Source organism: Prevotella sp. AM42-24 (assembly GCF_003461825.1).
Lineage (GTDB): Bacteria > Bacteroidota > Bacteroidia > Bacteroidales > Bacteroidaceae > Prevotella > Prevotella hominis.
On record NZ_QTXV01000056.1, the window covers coordinates 3,469 to 18,461 of the forward strand.

The following is a 14,993-nucleotide window of genomic DNA, read 5'->3' on the forward strand; positions in this document are numbered from 1 at the left end:
TTCCTTTGTGAACTATGCCGAGTATGTTATGTGTGCTGTGTGTCCTCGGTATAGTCTGCATAAATCTAATGCCATGCTAAAACACTGCGGAGGTTCGCCCAAGTGGCTGGAGGCGCAAAGCCTCCAAGGAACGTTGCTGCAACCATTTCGGAGAATAGAGCGGTTGCCAATTAATCCACAAGCACATTTTACAGCGTACCAAGTGAGGGCATGTAAAACGTTGAATTGTTGAAGATAGGTGTTATCTTTATGAGAACCAACCACTTATACCCTCAACAAACTCTCAACAAATAGCTCTACACAACAAATTACTGGGCAAAAAAGAAAGAAAGGAATGGTGTTCATGGTTTTCTCTTTTCAACATTATCTTTCTTTTGTTGAGAGATTTGTTGAGAATATGTTGAGCCGTAAATGCCTGATGTTCAATACTTCTTTCATCATATTCAACAATTCAACAAAAATAAGGGGTGTTTTGTCCGTCATTTTTATGAACAGAACTCATCCCCCTACAAGTAAGAATGTCATGCTTATGCTTCAGTACTTATTCACGACAGTACGACAGCGCCAAGCCAACAAACAAGCAAGAGGACATTCAACTAAAGGCGGTTGTTCCTCCACTGAATTGTAGGACAATGACACTACTTTTCTCTTTTGCCCCGTACAACTTCTTCATGATGGTGTCCCGAAACCGAACAGCACCATAAGAGCCTATACGGAAACAAAGGGCAACAACCATCGGGAAACCATACATCGTTTGCCAAATGCCCTTGGAGGTTTCCTGTTTCTGTTGTACCTCCGACATGGGCAACAAACCTTCCTCGTATATCGACCTTATCACAGCATGGAGTTTCGGGGCGGTGACATGGAGCATATCAACCAATTCACCCTCACTCATCCACAAGTCTTGCAAGTTGGACGGAATGGATAACATTCCATTTCCGTCCACGGTGATTACAGTCCTTTTCATGCCATTCCCCCCATTGTCGGCATATGCCCCTTGATTCGACTTTCAAAAGCTGATATGTCATGCTCCAATTTAGTACTTGTCACCTTTGCGTAAATTTGTGTTGTGGCGATGTCCGTATGTCCCAGTATCTTGCTTACACTCTCTATCGGCATACCGTAGTTTAAAGCCAAAACTGCGAACGAATGCCGGCTTACATGAAATGAAATTCGCTTCTTGATGCCACACATTTTTGCCACTTTCTTTATACGCTTGTTTACCATGTCAAGTGAGCCAATATTAAACAAGTGCATATCTTTTCTCAATGGCTTGTAACGTTCAATTATCTGTATGGCTGCATCTATCAGTTTAATTTTGAATGGTACGCCTGTCTTTTGACGCTGAGAAACTATCCATGGAGACCCACTTATAATGGCAACATTGTCCTCTGTAAGATTCTTGATGTCAACGAAAGAGATACCTGTCCAACAACCAAACATAAACAAGTCTCTCGCAAAAGCAAAGTTGGGATTTTCCAACTCTATTCCTGCCAATATGTCCAATTCTTCCTCTGTCAAGAACTCCCGCTCCTTGTGGTCTGGGTCAACGTGGTACATGGCAAACGGATTTCTCTGTATCTTGCCGTTGTAGTGTGCTGCCGTGACGATATGCTTCAATGGTATGGAGTATATCCAAATGGTAGATTGCGTGAGTCCAATGACATTCTTCAAATACAGACAAAAATCACGGATGAACTCCTCGGTAAGCTCATTCATGGACATATCGCTGCGCTTGTACTGAAATTTGATGAACTCGGCAACGTACTTTCTTACCGTCAGATACTTGCGGTAGGTTCGGACAGCTCGGTCTTTTCCCACGCGTTGGGCAAAGGCTGCGTTCTCCTTGTCAAAAGCTCTGAGTAATGTCTCATACTCCGTACCTATGCCTTGATATGCGTTTCTCACCATTTCAGCGGTAACGAACGCCTCACGGTCGGAAAGCCGTTGGTAATGCTTAGCGATTTGAGCCTTGATGTTATCAAGCGCAAAGTTCACCTCATTGGCTTCCTTGCTTCTGCCTTTGGCTCTGTTGCCCTTGGCATCCCATATCGCCTTGGTCACGCTCAGCTTGCAACTGAACTGTGCGATAGTTCCGTTGATTGTCACACGTCCCATGATAGGGACAATTCCGTTTCTCTCCTTGCTTCCGTTTACATAGAAGACTGTCTTGAATGTACTTCTCATAATTCCTTGCTTTTTGTTCTGTGCAAAATTAAATCATGAGAGTTGCATGGCAAATTCACAACCTGTGCAGAATTGAGAAGTAAAAACCGAAGCCGTTAAAAATGCTTATTAGAGAGTTTCTTTGAGGTAATGACTTGAAAGCGTTTCTACTTCTCAAATCCGCCATTTTCGCATTTCCTCACGAACATCACTTAAAGCCAACAACTGCCACAACCACTTGAAACTCAAAACAAAAGCCCAAATCTGCTATTTTTTGCTTTTTTAGTCATTCTTTTTCCGAAAAACCTTGTATTTCCAGCCTCGCCGCCCTTGAAAGGCACCTGAAACGAAACGACCGATGCGACAGGAAGACGCAAAAAAAATGTCGGAAAAGGGGGCGACAAAGAGGTGAAGAAACGAGAACTTCCCTTCAGCTCCTGGAACCGCAAATAAATTTAATTCAAGGCTATATGACAACAAACATCAACATAACACAGACTTGGTGGAGATTACTCTCCGCAGTCGGCTCAACCCTCATCACTTTGGTGGCTTGGTTGGGATATATGGCTCTCTGCATGGTCGGTGAAGTCATATTGGGAATTGTGAAGTTCATCTTCGGCATCATCATTTCCATTCTTTCTATGGTGGTACTGATTGGAACATTCATTTGGTTATTGACACAATTTAAAGTACAAGCGATATGAACAGAAGCATTGAAGCGATACCTACATGGTCACTCTGCTACATCATCAATGGCGATGCAAGCGGACTGACAGACGAGGAAATCCGTATGGTGGACGAAGCCATGCGCAAGAACAATATTGAGATAGTAAGTCCAAGATACAACGAGGACATGTGCACAGAACCTTACTTCTGCCATTATCCGTTCTTCGGACTGCCTACAGAAGTTGAGGACTGCGACATCATCTATCATGAGTAACAACCCCTTTAACAACATCAGATATGAACACTACAGAATATTTCAAGAGAACCATACAAGCCTATTTGGAGGAGCGTGCAATGGAGGACGAACTCTTTGCAGCCAAGTATGACAACCCCGACAAGAACATAGACGATTGCGTCACCTATATCCTTAATTGGGTACAGAAGAGCGGTTGCAACGGCTTTTGCGATGACGAGATATATGGGCAAGCCATCCACTACTACGAGGAGAAGGACATCGAGGTAGGAAAACCATTGAACTGCCAAGTGTCTGTTAACCACCACATCGAACTCACAGAGGAGGAGAAGGCACAGGCAAGACAGGAAGCCATCCGCCAATATCAGCAAGAGCAGATGAACAAGATGCGTAACCGAGATACCGCCAAGCGCACCTCACAGAGAACGGAAACAGAAGTACACCAACCATCATTATTCGACACGTTATGAAACCAAGAACGAAATATCAGAAGCAAGTCGTAACCTCAAACAAGGGGTTACGACCTATCAAGGGAGCGCAAATGCAATGGGCATTCCGTGAATGTCTTGACCACTATGCCTTTCAGTTGAAGCACGGACAGACCACTTGCATGGACTGCGGACACACTTGGACTACGGACGAGGATGCGGACAAATGTGTCTGCCCGAAGTGTAAGGCAAAGTTGGAAGTGCAGCACACCAAGCGACAGAAGGCAATGTCTTCTACCTATTTCAGCGTACTCACCGAGCGTAAGGGACTGCAACTTATGCGAGCATATCAGATGAAAGCATACTACCGCAAGGGACAAAAGGCAGACATCTATTGTTGGGAGGTGGCACGCTATTGGATGAACGAGAAAGGCAAGGTGGAGGTTATGGCACGCAAGCGCACAATGGGTATCTATATGGACACGTTCTGCTACGACTCCGACATTGAACTGCGCAGGGACAACACCACCTATCAGCATATTGCTTCATTTCCGGTATGCCCCGATATGAAAGTCATTCCTCAGATATGGCGCAACGGCTTTGACGGAGCGTTTCACGGCATCGAACCGCTTACATTGTTCAAGGCGATGCTGACAGACCACCGCATCGAAACGATGATGAAACAATGTCGTTACGGACACGTCCGCCACTTCATAGACCATCCACGGCACTTGGAAACTTGTTGGAATGCCTACAAGATAGCCAACCGCAACCATTACCTTATTACAGACATCGGCAAATGGGCGGACTACATCTGTATGTTGGTGGAAATGGGCAAGGACATCAGAAGTCCACATTACATTTGTCCCGACAACCTTGAAGCCGAGCACGACAGAATATCCGAGAAAATCAGAGCCAAGAAAGAAAAGGAACGCACCGAGGAGGAGATACGAAAGGCATTGAAGAACGAGGACAAGTTCAAGGAAATGAAGAGCCGTTTCTTCGGTTTGATGTTCACGGACGGCAATATCGTGGTGAGAATGCTTGAAAGCGTCAGGGAGCACGTTCTTGAGGGTAAGGCGATGCACCATTGCGTAGGTAGCGGTACAAACTACTCACTCAATCCCGACTGCATCATCTTCTCTGCAAGAATAGCCGAACAAAGAGTTGAGACCGTGGAGTTTTCACTCGAACAGATGAAAGTCGTACAATGCCACGGACTACAGAACAAGGACACCGAGCACCATGCCGACATCATAAACTTGGTGAACAGCAATGCAAGACTTATAGAGCAACGAATGGTTGCAACGACATGAAATCCATATCGGCGGAGCGATGAAAATTCGTTCCGCCACTTTCTTCATGAGCCGAGGAGCGGAAAGAAAGTGGCAAAGAACCGTTTTTTCCTTATCTGCGATGCTTGCAGAATAACAAAGGACAGCCCAAATCAAAAGGACTGTCCTTTATTCATAAATCGTTTTTTTCTTTTCCTTGGGAGATAGTCCCATCTGGCGATTGACACTTTTGCTTACTAATACGGCATGATGCCGTCCTGTGGATTCAGTGGCAAGCTGAGATTTTAGCCGTAGTCTTTCTTTTTCATTGGCGTACTCTTAATTTATTGTCAGAGGCGATACGACTTGAGACCTTCATCGAATGCAGCCTTGATTTCGGCTGCATAGGCATTGAAGTGTTCGTTGATGATGTTATCCACATAACTTGCAATGGAAATCTTTCCCTTGCCTACGATACTGACAAATTTAGTCACACGCTCATGAATGTCCTCGCTGATGCCAACATGTCTGCCATATCTTGCGGTAAAACCTGCATTTGCCATGAACTTACCGACATACTGCTCAGCACGCTCTTTCTCCATTCTGTCGATTGGCTCAAATTCACCCACATCATAATTCTCATATGCTGCATCTTCATCAAAACACTCCTCCTTGTCGGAAATAGTTGACGATGTACGGTCTTGAAATGTCTCTTCAAGACAAGCGTCAATCTGTTTCCCAGCTTCCTCCATTGTCTCTTCATAATTTCTCATGAAAGCCTCATACAACTCCTTGGCATCTGTCGAAGTGAGTTGTCCTTTACCACAGTTTTTTGTTTTGTCTGCCATAATCATTCTTTTAATTGTTATACAAATTCTCTGCTATTGAAATACTTGTTGACTATTGAAAATCCAACCTCAACAGTTTTTGTCAGATACCTGACATATGCAATTCCATCAACGCATCTATTTTGCGTTTAATAATCTTTGAGCGTTCTGCGATTTCAGCTTGTAGCTTTTCTCTGTCCATTTCCGAGAATGTTTTGACCACATGTGCAAATCTATCCTTTGTTGCATTGTTCTCTTCTGTTCTTTCCATAATTCTCCTTATTAAATTGTTATACAAAGTCGAGGATATTGAAGTCCTCTATACTGTCTGGCACCTTAAACTCTTTCTTTGGCTTGGAAATCTCTACAATCTTGTGAGTTTGCAAGTAGAAGGTGACGTAATCATGGATGTTCTTCTTGCACTCCTCGCTGTTCTCCATGAATTTCTCATAGAATTGGTTGCCATCCATCTCATGGAAAACCTTGCCTGCATGTCTTTTCTCCTTGTCCGTTGCTTTCGGTGCCTTGACGGTATTCACAGCTGCGTCAATGTCCTCAAAACTTGACCCTTTGGCTTGTGGCACATCGGCATCTTCCTCATTATCAGAATATTTCACACCAATATCTTCTATGCGAACATTCGTAAACACATCATCAAGCTGTTCGTCAGAAATCCGTGCCGTACTCTTTGGAGAATCGTCAAATGTCACGTCATTATCCGATACGGACATGGATTCTGTTTGTTTTTGTTCCGTTTCTTCTTTCTTCCGCAGTTGGGACACTTTGAAAAGACTTTTGCCTACAAGTGCCATCGGGTCGATAGGCGGTTTTTTCTCCTTTTCCTTGTCGTTCGCAACTTCAAGAAGCAACTTGTTGTAAAAATAGATAGTCCAAACATTGAATGCAGCCAAGACTATCAAGAATATAGTTTCCATTGTCATGCTTGTTCCTTTTTGTTACACATTCCAATCGTCAATCTCTTTTCTCAGCAAGCCGTTGATTTCTTCCTGGTTCTCTTCAAGATGTCTCTCAAGAATAAGGTCGATGTAACCACCGACTGTCAACTCATGCTTTGCGAGCACACTGACTATTCTTGAAATTCTCCTGTGTATCTCACGGCTGATATAAACGCATTGACGAGTCTTTATCTCGTTTCGCTTGAAGAATGCCGAATCGTAACTTTCCGAAGAAGCCTTGGGAGGCTTGCGTGAAATTGGCGACTTATCGGTCTGCGAGCATTGGGACTTCCAGGCAACCTCTTCTTTCTCTTCGGTATCTTTCACTTGGGATTGGGAAGCTCCGTCAAGAATGGATGCCGTTGTCGTGCCAATCTTGCTCTTGCCAATAGAGGCAATGAGCAGATTTTCATCTATTGCGTCAGTGTTGATTTTTCTGCTTACCATAGGCTCATGTCTTTATGATTTCACAAATCTCGTCGGACAACTCCTTGATGCCACTCCCTCGCAACAGGTTTGGGTCTGATGGAAAGATGGTGGAACGGAACACTGCCTTTCTGTTCTCCGACAGCTCTCTTCTGAAACGTTTGCTGTCTGGCAGTCGTGTGTTGAGAACCGAATAGTCGAGAGACTTGAACATACCTTCATATACATCATACAAACTCGTGCGTTCTCGTTTGTCAACCATTGTCCAAAAGAAAGCAAGTTTCTTGGTGACCGACCAACCCTGTGTCAAAAAGTTGTCGTGGAACAACTGCATGAAGCTCATTGCGCTTTCTACAACAAAGCGGTCTGCGCTGACGGGTACAAAGATGTAATCCATCTGAGACAAGGTCTTCATGACGCCCTCACTTTTGATAGTCCCTGGCATGTCAAAGAAGATGAAGTCAAGTTTAACCTCTGTTTCATTCAACACTGTCTCTGCGTCGTCAAGCGCATTGACAGCATTGCTTCTCGTTACGCTGAAGGACTTCTTGCCCAGCTTTTTGAAATGCTCACAGGCTTGCGCCTTGAAATAGTCGCTGCTTTTGATGAGTTCCAGTTCCTCGTCTCGCAGGTCTGCAAGGTTGTATTGTGGCTCGTCACAGTCTATGACCGCCACATTGTAACCCTTGACATTGTGAAAGTAGTTGGCTACAAGAGCCGTGATGGTGGACTTTCCTATTCCGCCTTTCTGTGTTGCGAACGCAACAAATCTTGTCTTACTCATATCGTTAACTTTTTAAATTGTTGATTACTCGTTTCTATGATTTCCTGCCAATTCAAAGATATGAACACTTTGATGTCCATGTCTATCGGTCATTGCTCCATTATGGAGACCTTGAACCATTGCAGTGCTTCATCATTTCCATACGACAGTACGACAGTGAATCAGTAAGTCTGTACGTCAGTGGAGCATCATGGATGCAAAGAGACGCTGCAATAGTGACAGACTTATTCGTTGCTGCAAATGCTTGTTTCATCATATTTTCAAATCATTGGTTCAATGTTTGGCTGCAAAATAACAACGAAATTTCCGAAAAACAATGGTTTTCAAATCCTGTGGCAGCATGTTGCCGATAGTTGCAGTGGTTGTCTGGGGTAGCATTGTTACAAGGGCGCATTTTTAGCCGTAATTTTGCACCCGAAAGGCAAAGCGATGGATAGCGCATCCATATCGTTCCGACAAGAACAAGGCTTGATGCTCCGCAAAGGACAGGATTTCCCGAACAACTTCCATTCGGGATGGGATAGCTTCTTACGAAGGCTAACTTCAATCCACCCTAAGCGGATTTTTATGTCCTCAAAGACATAGCAAGGTATGTTTTGAGTTACTCAAAACCTTTGGAGTTACTCTCCAAAGACCTTGCCCAGCCGGGTTGGTAGCCTCTCCGAAGTCGGACTCCCCATGTTCCAATCTGACGATAGTTAGCACTGTTCCATCATTGCCGTATGTACCACTTAATCCATTTTATATGAACACAGAAAGAAAACGAGGGGGACGAATCCCCAAGCTGAACCCGAAGTCGCACCATGTGATGCTTCGGTTCGACGATGACGAGTGGATGAAATTCCTCGTCATGTATGAGCAGACTGATGTGAAGGCGAAGGCTGTCTTTGCCAAGGCACGTATTTTCGGCGAGCCGTTCAAGGTGCTGCGCGAGGACAAGACATTGGTGGAATACTACACCAAGCTTTCTTCTTTTCACTCGCAGTACCGAATGATTGGCAACAACTACAACCAGGTTGTCAAGGAACTCCGTTGTCATTTCTCAGAGAAAAAGGCGATGGCTTTGCTCTATAAGCTGGAGAACTGCACCAGGGAACTGGTCTCTCTTACCCGTGAGATTGTTGAACTAACCCGTAAGTTTGAGGAAAGATGGTCGCAAAGATAAGTTTCGGAAGTTCATTGTATGGCGCCTTGGCATACAATGGTGAGAAGATTAACAAGGAAGAGGGAAAGCTCTTGGCTACAAACAAGATCTTCGATGATTGTTCGGGAAAGACGAGCATCGCCAATGCCTTGCGTGATTTCCAGCGATACCTTTCTCCACATATCAGAACAGAGAAGCCTGTCGTGCATATATCCTTGAATCCGCATCCCGATGATGTGCTGACGGATATGGACATGGAGAACATCGCCCGTGAATACTTGGAGCGCATGGGATATGGCAACCAGCCATACATGGTCTACAAGCATGAGGACATTGACCGTCATCACATGCACATCGTGACCATCCGAGTGGATGAAAACGGCAAGTGTTTGGATAGCCGATACAACTACCATAGGAGCAAGGCTATCACCCGTGACTTGGAGGAGAAGTACAATCTCCACAAGGCAGACCGCAAGCAACACCGATTCGACAATCCGCTCCGTAAGGTGGATGTAAGCCAAGGCAATGTGAAGAAGCAGGTTGCCAATACTGTGAAATCACTCTGCGCCACCTACAGGTTCCAGTCATTGGGCGAATACCGTGCACTTCTTTCCTTATATAATATATCCTTGGAGGAGGTCAGAGGCGAAGTTGGCGGTCGTGAGTATCATGGTTTTGTCTATTCTGCCACGGACGGACAGGGCAACAAAGTTGGAAATCCTTTCAAGGCTTCCAAGATAGATAAGTCTGTCGGTGCGGAGGCAATAGAAAAACGGTTCGTTTATTCTTCCAAGAAGTTCAAGGAGGACAAGAAACTCTCCGAGATGACCAAACATAGTGTGGAGGCAGTGTTGAAACAGACTTACCATAAGGATAAGTTCGTTGAACTGCTGAAAGCAAAGGGCATTGATGTTGTTTTCCGCCATACAGCTGACGGCCGTATCTACGGAGCAACATTCATTGACCACCGCACCCAAAGCGTGTTCAATGGTTCAAGGCTTGGAAAGAATCTTTCTGCCAATGCCATACAGGAGCACTTCACCTTACCTTACGAGAATGAGCAGCCGATACCACTTACCATCCCGAAGGAAGATGGCACAATGCCGGAACAGGAATATCATGGTTCTGGCTTGTTCGATGAATACGGCAGCGGTCTTGGACTTATGGCTGGAGGCGGTCCTTCAAATGAAGCACAGGAAGCTGCATTTGACAGGGAGTTGCGCAGAAAGAAGAAGAAACGAAAAGGGCGAAGTCTTTAATCGTGTTATCAAGGTTGACTTTCTTATGCAATGGAGAAAGTCAGCCTTCAATCAAAAACAATTTGTATAACTTCAAAACAGAAAAAACAATGGCACAAGAAGACGATTTGAGAGCATTGGGAAAAATCATGGATTTTCTCCGTGCCGTGAGTATAATTCTCGCTATTATGAATGTGTATTGGTATTGCTATGAGGCAATGCGCATGTGGGGAGTGACAATCGGGGTGGTTGACAGAATCCTTATCAACTTCAACAGAACAGGTGGTTTATTTCATTCTATCCTCTATACCAAGCTGTTTTCGCTTCTGCTCCTGGCACTCTCATGTCTGGGAACCAAGGGCGTGAAAGCGGAAAAGATGAGTTGGAACAGGATTTGGACGGTTCTTGCTGTTGGCTCCTGTCTGTTCTTCCTCAACTGGTGGTTATTGCTTCTGCCTATATCACATTTGGGCAATGCCACGCTGTACATTTTTACAATGACAGCGGGTTATATCTGCCTGTTGATGGGAGGACTCTGGATTAGCAGGCTCTTGAAACACAACCTCATGGAAGATGTCTTCAATAATGAGAACGAGAGTTTCATGCAGGAGACCAAACTCATGGTGAACGAGTATTCTGTCAATCTGCCTACACGTTTTTACTATAAGAAGAAGTGGAACAAAGGTTGGATTAACGTGGTCAATCCCTTCCGTGCCTCGATGGTGCTCGGCACGCCGGGTTCGGGTAAGTCTTACGCCATTGTGAACAACTATATCAAGCAGCAGATTGAGAAAGGCTTTGCCATGTATATCTACGACTATAAGTTCCCCGATTTGTCAGAGATAGCCTACAATCACCTGCTTCATCACTTGGATGCCTACAAGGTAAAACCTCAGTTTTATGTCATCAACTTCGATGATCCGAGAAAGTCGCATCGGTGCAATCCTATCAATCCCGCCTTTATGACGGATATATCGGATGCCTACGAGAGTGCCTATACTATTATGCTCAACCTTAACCGTTCGTGGATTCAGAAGCAGGGAGACTTCTTTGTGGAGTCGCCGATTATCTTGCTGGCTGCCATCATTTGGTTTCTGAAGATATATGAGAAAGGAAAGTACTGCACCTTTCCCCATGCTATCGAGTTTCTGAACCGTCCTTACGCACAGATATTCCCGATACTCACTTCTTACGATGAACTTGCCAACTATCTTTCTCCCTTTATGGACGCTTGGGAGGGAGGAGCGCAGGATCAGTTGCAGGGACAGATAGCCAGTGCCAAGATACCGCTTTCACGAATGATTTCACCAGCCCTTTATTGGGTGATGACGGGCGATGATTTTTCGCTTGACATCAATAATCCCAAGGAGCCGAAAGTGCTGGTTGTAGGTAACAATCCCGACCGCCAGAATATCTATTCGGCAGCACTTGGTCTGTATAATAGCCGTATCGTGAAGCTCATCAATAAGAAGAAGCAGCTCAAATCGTCTGTGATAATCGACGAGTTGCCGACTATCTACTTCCGTGGGTTGGATAACCTTATCGCCACAGCCCGAAGCAACAAGGTCGCCGTGTGCTTGGGTTTTCAGGACTTTTCGCAGCTTACCCGTGACTATGGCGACAAGGAGAGCAAGGTAATCCAGAACACTGTAGGCAATGTGTTTAGCGGTCAAGTTGTGGGCGAAACTGCCAAGACACTTAGCGAACGCTTCGGAAAGGTGCTACAGCAACGGCAGTCCATGACCATCAACCGCAACGACAAATCCACCTCCATTTCCACGCAAATGGATAGCCTTATCCCGGCAAGCAAGATTTCCAACCTCACACAAGGTATATTCGTGGGTGCGGTGTCCGATAACTTCGACGAACGCATCGACCAAAAGATTTTCCATGCGGAGATAGTGGTGGATAGCGTCAAGGTGTCGGCAGAAATGAAAGCATACCAGCCTATCCCAGTGATAGTGGAATTCAAAAACGAAGATGGCTCCGATAATCTCAAAGAGACTATCGAAGCCAACTATCGTAAGGTAAAACAAGAGATACTGACGCTGGTTGATTCGGAGATTCAAAGGATAAAAAACACCCCTGCCTTGTCCCATCTCATTCCAGACAAGTAGTGCAAACACGGATTGGGTATTGTGGTTGCGGTGTTATGATTACGGACCGTAGCTATACCCACAGGTAAATCCTTATGATAGCTGTTAGCACTGATAAACTGCGGCTGTAACAAATCGTTTTCGGTTCAGTCGTTTCAGGTGGATACGAAGTGTAAGATTGTGCCACTCGATATGGTTGGTAGAACGGAAAACGGTACGGTGTATTTTTCAGCTGATGAGATAACTGTATTTTTTCAGTTTATCGGTGTAAATCATTTTGGCTTTGGACAGAAAAAGACTTTGAAGCACAACAGACAGAGTACGGTTGGTACGTCTGCCCACTTTAAAAGCCACAACCTTGCGAGTTTCTCTATCCAAGGCGTACACTAACCAGCGCGGATGATTTTTTTACCGATAAAAATGCGCATCTCATCCACTTCGTAGGTCTTGCCTACAGAGGTAGGTGGCTGCTTGATATTGCTTACTATCTGCAAAATCTTCTTAAGCAAGGTGGTAATGAAATTCCCAATATTCGTGCCGTACTGCGAATACCCAATCCCTCTTTGGTCAGTTGAGTGATTTTGGTGTCAGAGTTAGGAAGATAGGCTTTGTATGTGTAGTCAGTAATAAAACGCTTCTGGCAATGTTTGCATCGGTAGCGTTGTTTACCTGTACTACTTTTACCACTTTTGATAATATTGTTTGAGTAGCAATGTGGACATTGAAGCTCGACTCCCAATCTGGAGCATAAAGTGCCGAAGCGTTCTCGTATATTCATTTTCTTTGTTTTGGGTTACAAATATAGCAAAAGGCAGAGAATCTTTCCCTGCCTTTACGCCTAATCTTTTAAAAATCACATTGATAATCAGATGATTATTACAACAACTCCCGATTTGAAGCATTACCCATCTTATTCCATATTTAATTCCGCCAACGGGTAATGTTTTTTTCATTTTCGTAATCCTTTCAAAATAACAGTTCTTTCGCTTACTGGAATTTCTTTACGTCTTTTGGCCATTACCGCATTATCTAAATTTTAAATATGATGTTACGCTCATTCCATCCGTCATTTTATATTTCCCAAAATTGGTAAACTCAATGGTATCAATCTTGTTATCTTTTAATTTTAATATGATCATTGTTATATCACAGTGACTTAACTGCTTCAATGATTGGATATATTGTTTATCTACCCAAAGAGAGCGAACCGCTTCTGGATGTATGACGCACATTACCTTATACTCTGTTAAGGTTTCAAGTGGGATTATTCCCTCTATCCCCACTTTTCTATTTAGCACTTTGATAGGCATACCCACATATATGGGGAGACCAATTAACCTATTTGTCTTCAATATACCCTTGGACAATTGATACGGAGCAGATTTTATTGGTATTTTTTCATAAATAAGAGTATCTGATGAAGATGTGGCATAAAATCTTATTGGAAGATCATTGTCAAAATTAAGATTGTACCTTGAATATACCTTCCTTGCTCTACTTTTTGATCTTATTGATAATATATTCGCCCCAAAAAATATTGGGTTATCGGATATAACTACCAACGTATCATTAATCCCTAACACAAGATACAACCTGTTTTCTACACTTTTCTGGTAGTATTCTTCGTCTTGGGGCCAAATCCGGATACCATAATATGTTACATTGCTCTGAGAAAAATTAGTTGTTATAGAATCTGTTAGTTCATTATCTTCAGAATTTAGAGGACTACAGATTGGCGACTTTACTTCTAGTGCGTCTGTTGATTCATCATTTTTATAATTCAATGAGACTCTCGAAGAGCCAAGACAACAGCTGCACATAAATACATACAATATCAAAGATAAGGACTTCTTCATTTTTAGAGTGTTCAAAAGTTAATTAAAGGTCTGTGTTATTGAAAATCTTCAATAACACAGACTTACATAACATTATTACTTTTTCCTTGATTTAAGAATTAGGGTATGTTTAATTGGAGCATTAAAAGTTGCCCCTTCTCTATTATAGGTCCTACTTTTAGGTCGATACGAAAAATGTCCTATGGCTCCCAAAGCATTGTCAAAGTTTCTTGATGCCGTTTTTGATTCATCAGCATTATAATGGATCGTATTTCCATTAACAGAATACCCAGAGGATAAAACAAAGCATCCTTCTGTCCAAGATCTTGGATTTGTTCCTCCATAGTGGAATCTGATTCCTCGCTTACTTACGTTTCCTCCAACTCCAGGTTTTATCCATTGTGATCCAGCCGTCGGATTAATTATTGGATATGTTCCATCAGGAATCCTTCGACCACTTCCGTTCTTTGTACTTGGCTCTCCTCCTGGAGCAACATAGAACCCTGTGCCATTATCTGCTTCTCCAGATATATGATACACTCCTAGTGTATAACTGTCTTTTGTTTCACCTATTTCCAAGTTTAACAAATTCACTCGCTTCCCATGCTCTCCTTGTGAAAATTCATAGGTTTCTTTTTTATCTCCATTTGCGACATTAAAGACGTCATTTCCATCAGCTATTATGGGCGCATCTATCTTCCATTTTTTATTAACATAGGATATATTTATTGTGTCTGTGCCAATAGGATCAATAAAAGTAATTGGATTATAGGTATACGCATAACTTGAATTTCCATAATTCTTCTCTTCCAATATATCCGTACTAATCCACAAACTCACCCTCGGGTCATAGTACCTTGCTCCATAGTAATACAATCCCGTCTCCTCATCGAATTCCTT

General features: G+C 43.5%; 19 protein-coding genes. 7 read left to right on the top strand and 12 right to left on the bottom strand.

Annotated elements, in window-relative coordinates:
- Nucleotides 1-592: 592 nt before the first annotated feature.
- Entirely contained in the window at nucleotides 593-967 is a 375-nt protein-coding gene (locus DW917_RS13210; RefSeq protein ID WP_004339195.1) for a hypothetical protein, read from the bottom strand.
- Nucleotides 964-2,187 (bottom strand): site-specific integrase, encoded by a 1,224-nt coding sequence (locus tag DW917_RS13215; protein ID WP_117663903.1) that lies wholly within the window; start codon nucleotides 2,185-2,187, stop codon nucleotides 964-966. The genes DW917_RS13210 and DW917_RS13215 overlap by 4 nt, the downstream gene beginning before the upstream one ends.
- Before the next feature lie 449 nt (nucleotides 2,188-2,636).
- Between DW917_RS13215 and DW917_RS13220 the strand changes: the two genes are divergently transcribed.
- Genes DW917_RS13220 through DW917_RS13235 form a run of 4 tightly spaced genes read left to right on the top strand, consistent with a single transcriptional unit; the run spans nucleotide 2,637 to nucleotide 4,829 of the window.
- Nucleotides 2,637-2,870, top strand: a complete 234-nt coding sequence (locus tag DW917_RS13220; protein WP_118119459.1) for a hypothetical protein — start codon at nucleotides 2,637-2,639, stop codon at nucleotides 2,868-2,870.
- Nucleotides 2,867-3,106, top strand: a complete 240-nt coding sequence (locus tag DW917_RS13225) for a hypothetical protein (RefSeq protein WP_118119461.1) — start codon at nucleotides 2,867-2,869, stop codon at nucleotides 3,104-3,106. Before DW917_RS13220 ends, DW917_RS13225 begins: the two co-directional genes overlap by 4 nt.
- 23 nt (nucleotides 3,107-3,129) lie before the next feature.
- Nucleotides 3,130-3,555, top strand: coding sequence for a PcfK-like family protein (locus DW917_RS13230; RefSeq protein WP_004312216.1), 426 nt, complete (start codon nucleotides 3,130-3,132; stop codon nucleotides 3,553-3,555).
- Nucleotides 3,552-4,829 (top strand): PcfJ domain-containing protein, encoded by a 1,278-nt coding sequence (locus tag DW917_RS13235; protein WP_118119463.1) that lies wholly within the window; start codon nucleotides 3,552-3,554, stop codon nucleotides 4,827-4,829. The genes DW917_RS13230 and DW917_RS13235 overlap by 4 nt, the downstream gene beginning before the upstream one ends.
- A 308-nt stretch (nucleotides 4,830-5,137) precedes the next feature.
- On the opposite strand, the gene DW917_RS13240 is transcribed toward DW917_RS13235, so the two are convergent.
- The 5 genes from DW917_RS13240 to DW917_RS13255 all read right to left on the bottom strand — a co-directional run bounded on the left by DW917_RS13240 (nucleotide 5,138) and on the right by DW917_RS13255 (nucleotide 7,780).
- Complete coding sequence (locus DW917_RS13240; protein ID WP_230315341.1) at nucleotides 5,138-5,635, bottom strand: DUF3408 domain-containing protein; 498 nt, start codon at nucleotides 5,633-5,635, stop codon at nucleotides 5,138-5,140.
- An 82-nt stretch (nucleotides 5,636-5,717) separates the two neighbouring features.
- Nucleotides 5,718-5,885 carry a hypothetical protein gene (locus DW917_RS17575; protein ID WP_194256358.1) on the bottom strand — a complete coding sequence of 56 codons (168 nt, stop codon included), beginning with the start codon at nucleotides 5,883-5,885 and terminating at the stop codon, nucleotides 5,718-5,720.
- A 19-nt stretch (nucleotides 5,886-5,904) separates the two neighbouring features.
- Nucleotides 5,905-6,549, bottom strand: coding sequence for a hypothetical protein (locus tag DW917_RS13245; RefSeq protein WP_233524740.1), 645 nt, complete (start codon nucleotides 6,547-6,549; stop codon nucleotides 5,905-5,907).
- 21 nt (nucleotides 6,550-6,570) lie between these two features.
- A complete protein-coding gene (locus DW917_RS13250; RefSeq protein WP_118119467.1) occupies nucleotides 6,571-7,017 on the bottom strand; it encodes a DUF3408 domain-containing protein in 447 nt (148 codons plus the stop codon).
- Between the two features lie 4 nt (nucleotides 7,018-7,021).
- Nucleotides 7,022-7,780: a ParA family protein gene (locus tag DW917_RS13255; RefSeq protein WP_032856280.1), complete on the bottom strand. Its 759-nt coding sequence runs from the start codon at nucleotides 7,778-7,780 to the stop codon at nucleotides 7,022-7,024.
- 745 nt (nucleotides 7,781-8,525) lie between these two features.
- Here DW917_RS13255 and mobA point away from each other — a divergent pair.
- The 3 genes from mobA to mobC all read left to right on the top strand — a co-directional run bounded on the left by mobA (nucleotide 8,526) and on the right by mobC (nucleotide 12,279).
- The gene (mobA, locus tag DW917_RS13260) at nucleotides 8,526-8,945 is read left to right on the top strand and encodes a conjugal transfer protein MobA (protein WP_032856281.1); all 420 of its coding nucleotides are present in this window, start codon (nucleotides 8,526-8,528) and stop codon (nucleotides 8,943-8,945) included.
- On the top strand, nucleotides 8,930-10,183 hold the full coding sequence (gene mobB, locus DW917_RS13265; RefSeq protein WP_118119469.1) for a conjugal transfer protein MobB: 1,254 nt from the start codon (nucleotides 8,930-8,932) through the stop codon (nucleotides 10,181-10,183). Before mobA ends, mobB begins: the two co-directional genes overlap by 16 nt.
- A gap of 89 nt (nucleotides 10,184-10,272) precedes the next feature.
- A complete protein-coding gene (mobC, locus tag DW917_RS13270; protein WP_118119473.1) occupies nucleotides 10,273-12,279 on the top strand; it encodes a conjugal transfer protein MobC in 2,007 nt (668 codons plus the stop codon).
- A 207-nt stretch (nucleotides 12,280-12,486) separates the two neighbouring features.
- Here mobC and DW917_RS18190 read toward each other — a convergent pair whose 3' ends face one another.
- From DW917_RS18190 to DW917_RS13285, 5 genes are all read right to left on the bottom strand, one after another.
- On the bottom strand, nucleotides 12,487-12,645 hold the full coding sequence (locus tag DW917_RS18190; protein ID WP_225982369.1) for a hypothetical protein: 159 nt from the start codon (nucleotides 12,643-12,645) through the stop codon (nucleotides 12,487-12,489).
- A gap of 97 nt (nucleotides 12,646-12,742) precedes the next feature.
- Nucleotides 12,743-13,036: an IS1 family transposase gene (locus DW917_RS18195; protein WP_199658369.1), complete on the bottom strand. Its 294-nt coding sequence runs from the start codon at nucleotides 13,034-13,036 to the stop codon at nucleotides 12,743-12,745.
- Nucleotides 12,939-13,211 carry a hypothetical protein gene (locus tag DW917_RS17590; RefSeq protein WP_068855006.1) on the bottom strand — a complete coding sequence of 91 codons (273 nt, stop codon included), beginning with the start codon at nucleotides 13,209-13,211 and terminating at the stop codon, nucleotides 12,939-12,941. The genes DW917_RS18195 and DW917_RS17590 overlap by 98 nt, the downstream gene beginning before the upstream one ends.
- A 72-nt stretch (nucleotides 13,212-13,283) precedes the next feature.
- A complete protein-coding gene (locus DW917_RS13280; protein ID WP_225451465.1) occupies nucleotides 13,284-14,114 on the bottom strand; it encodes a hypothetical protein in 831 nt (276 codons plus the stop codon).
- A 75-nt stretch (nucleotides 14,115-14,189) separates the two neighbouring features.
- A partial coding sequence (locus DW917_RS13285; RefSeq protein WP_305000147.1) for an RHS repeat-associated core domain-containing protein occupies nucleotides 14,190-14,993 on the bottom strand: 804 nt, incomplete at its 5' end.

Bases quoted from the DNA above. Each gene is read 5' to 3' on its own strand.
- mobA (WP_032856281.1), top strand. From the start codon at position 8,526: ATGAACACAGAAAGAAAACGAGGGGGACGAATCCCCAAGCTGAACCCG.
- DW917_RS13220 (WP_118119459.1), top strand. From the start codon at position 2,637: ATGACAACAAACATCAACATAACACAGACTTGGTGGAGATTACTCTCC.
- mobC (WP_118119473.1), top strand. From the start codon at position 10,273: ATGGCACAAGAAGACGATTTGAGAGCATTGGGAAAAATCATGGATTTT.
- DW917_RS18195 (WP_199658369.1), bottom strand. From the start codon at position 13,036: ATGAATATACGAGAACGCTTCGGCACTTTATGCTCCAGATTGGGAGTC.
- mobB (WP_118119469.1), top strand. From the start codon at position 8,930: ATGGTCGCAAAGATAAGTTTCGGAAGTTCATTGTATGGCGCCTTGGCA.
- DW917_RS13255 (WP_032856280.1), bottom strand. From the start codon at position 7,780: ATGAGTAAGACAAGATTTGTTGCGTTCGCAACACAGAAAGGCGGAATA.
- DW917_RS13235 (WP_118119463.1), top strand. From the start codon at position 3,552: ATGAAACCAAGAACGAAATATCAGAAGCAAGTCGTAACCTCAAACAAG.
- DW917_RS17575 (WP_194256358.1), bottom strand. From the start codon at position 5,885: ATGGAAAGAACAGAAGAGAACAATGCAACAAAGGATAGATTTGCACAT.
- DW917_RS13230 (WP_004312216.1), top strand. From the start codon at position 3,130: ATGAACACTACAGAATATTTCAAGAGAACCATACAAGCCTATTTGGAG.
- DW917_RS13225 (WP_118119461.1), top strand. From the start codon at position 2,867: ATGAACAGAAGCATTGAAGCGATACCTACATGGTCACTCTGCTACATC.
- DW917_RS17590 (WP_068855006.1), bottom strand. From the start codon at position 13,211: ATGAAAAAAACATTACCCGTTGGCGGAATTAAATATGGAATAAGATGG.
- DW917_RS13280 (WP_225451465.1), bottom strand. From the start codon at position 14,114: ATGAAGAAGTCCTTATCTTTGATATTGTATGTATTTATGTGCAGCTGT.
- DW917_RS13210 (WP_004339195.1), bottom strand. From the start codon at position 967: ATGAAAAGGACTGTAATCACCGTGGACGGAAATGGAATGTTATCCATT.
- DW917_RS13245 (WP_233524740.1), bottom strand. From the start codon at position 6,549: ATGGAAACTATATTCTTGATAGTCTTGGCTGCATTCAATGTTTGGACT.
- DW917_RS13250 (WP_118119467.1), bottom strand. From the start codon at position 7,017: ATGGTAAGCAGAAAAATCAACACTGACGCAATAGATGAAAATCTGCTC.
- DW917_RS13240 (WP_230315341.1), bottom strand. From the start codon at position 5,635: ATGGCAGACAAAACAAAAAACTGTGGTAAAGGACAACTCACTTCGACA.
- DW917_RS13215 (WP_117663903.1), bottom strand. From the start codon at position 2,187: ATGAGAAGTACATTCAAGACAGTCTTCTATGTAAACGGAAGCAAGGAG.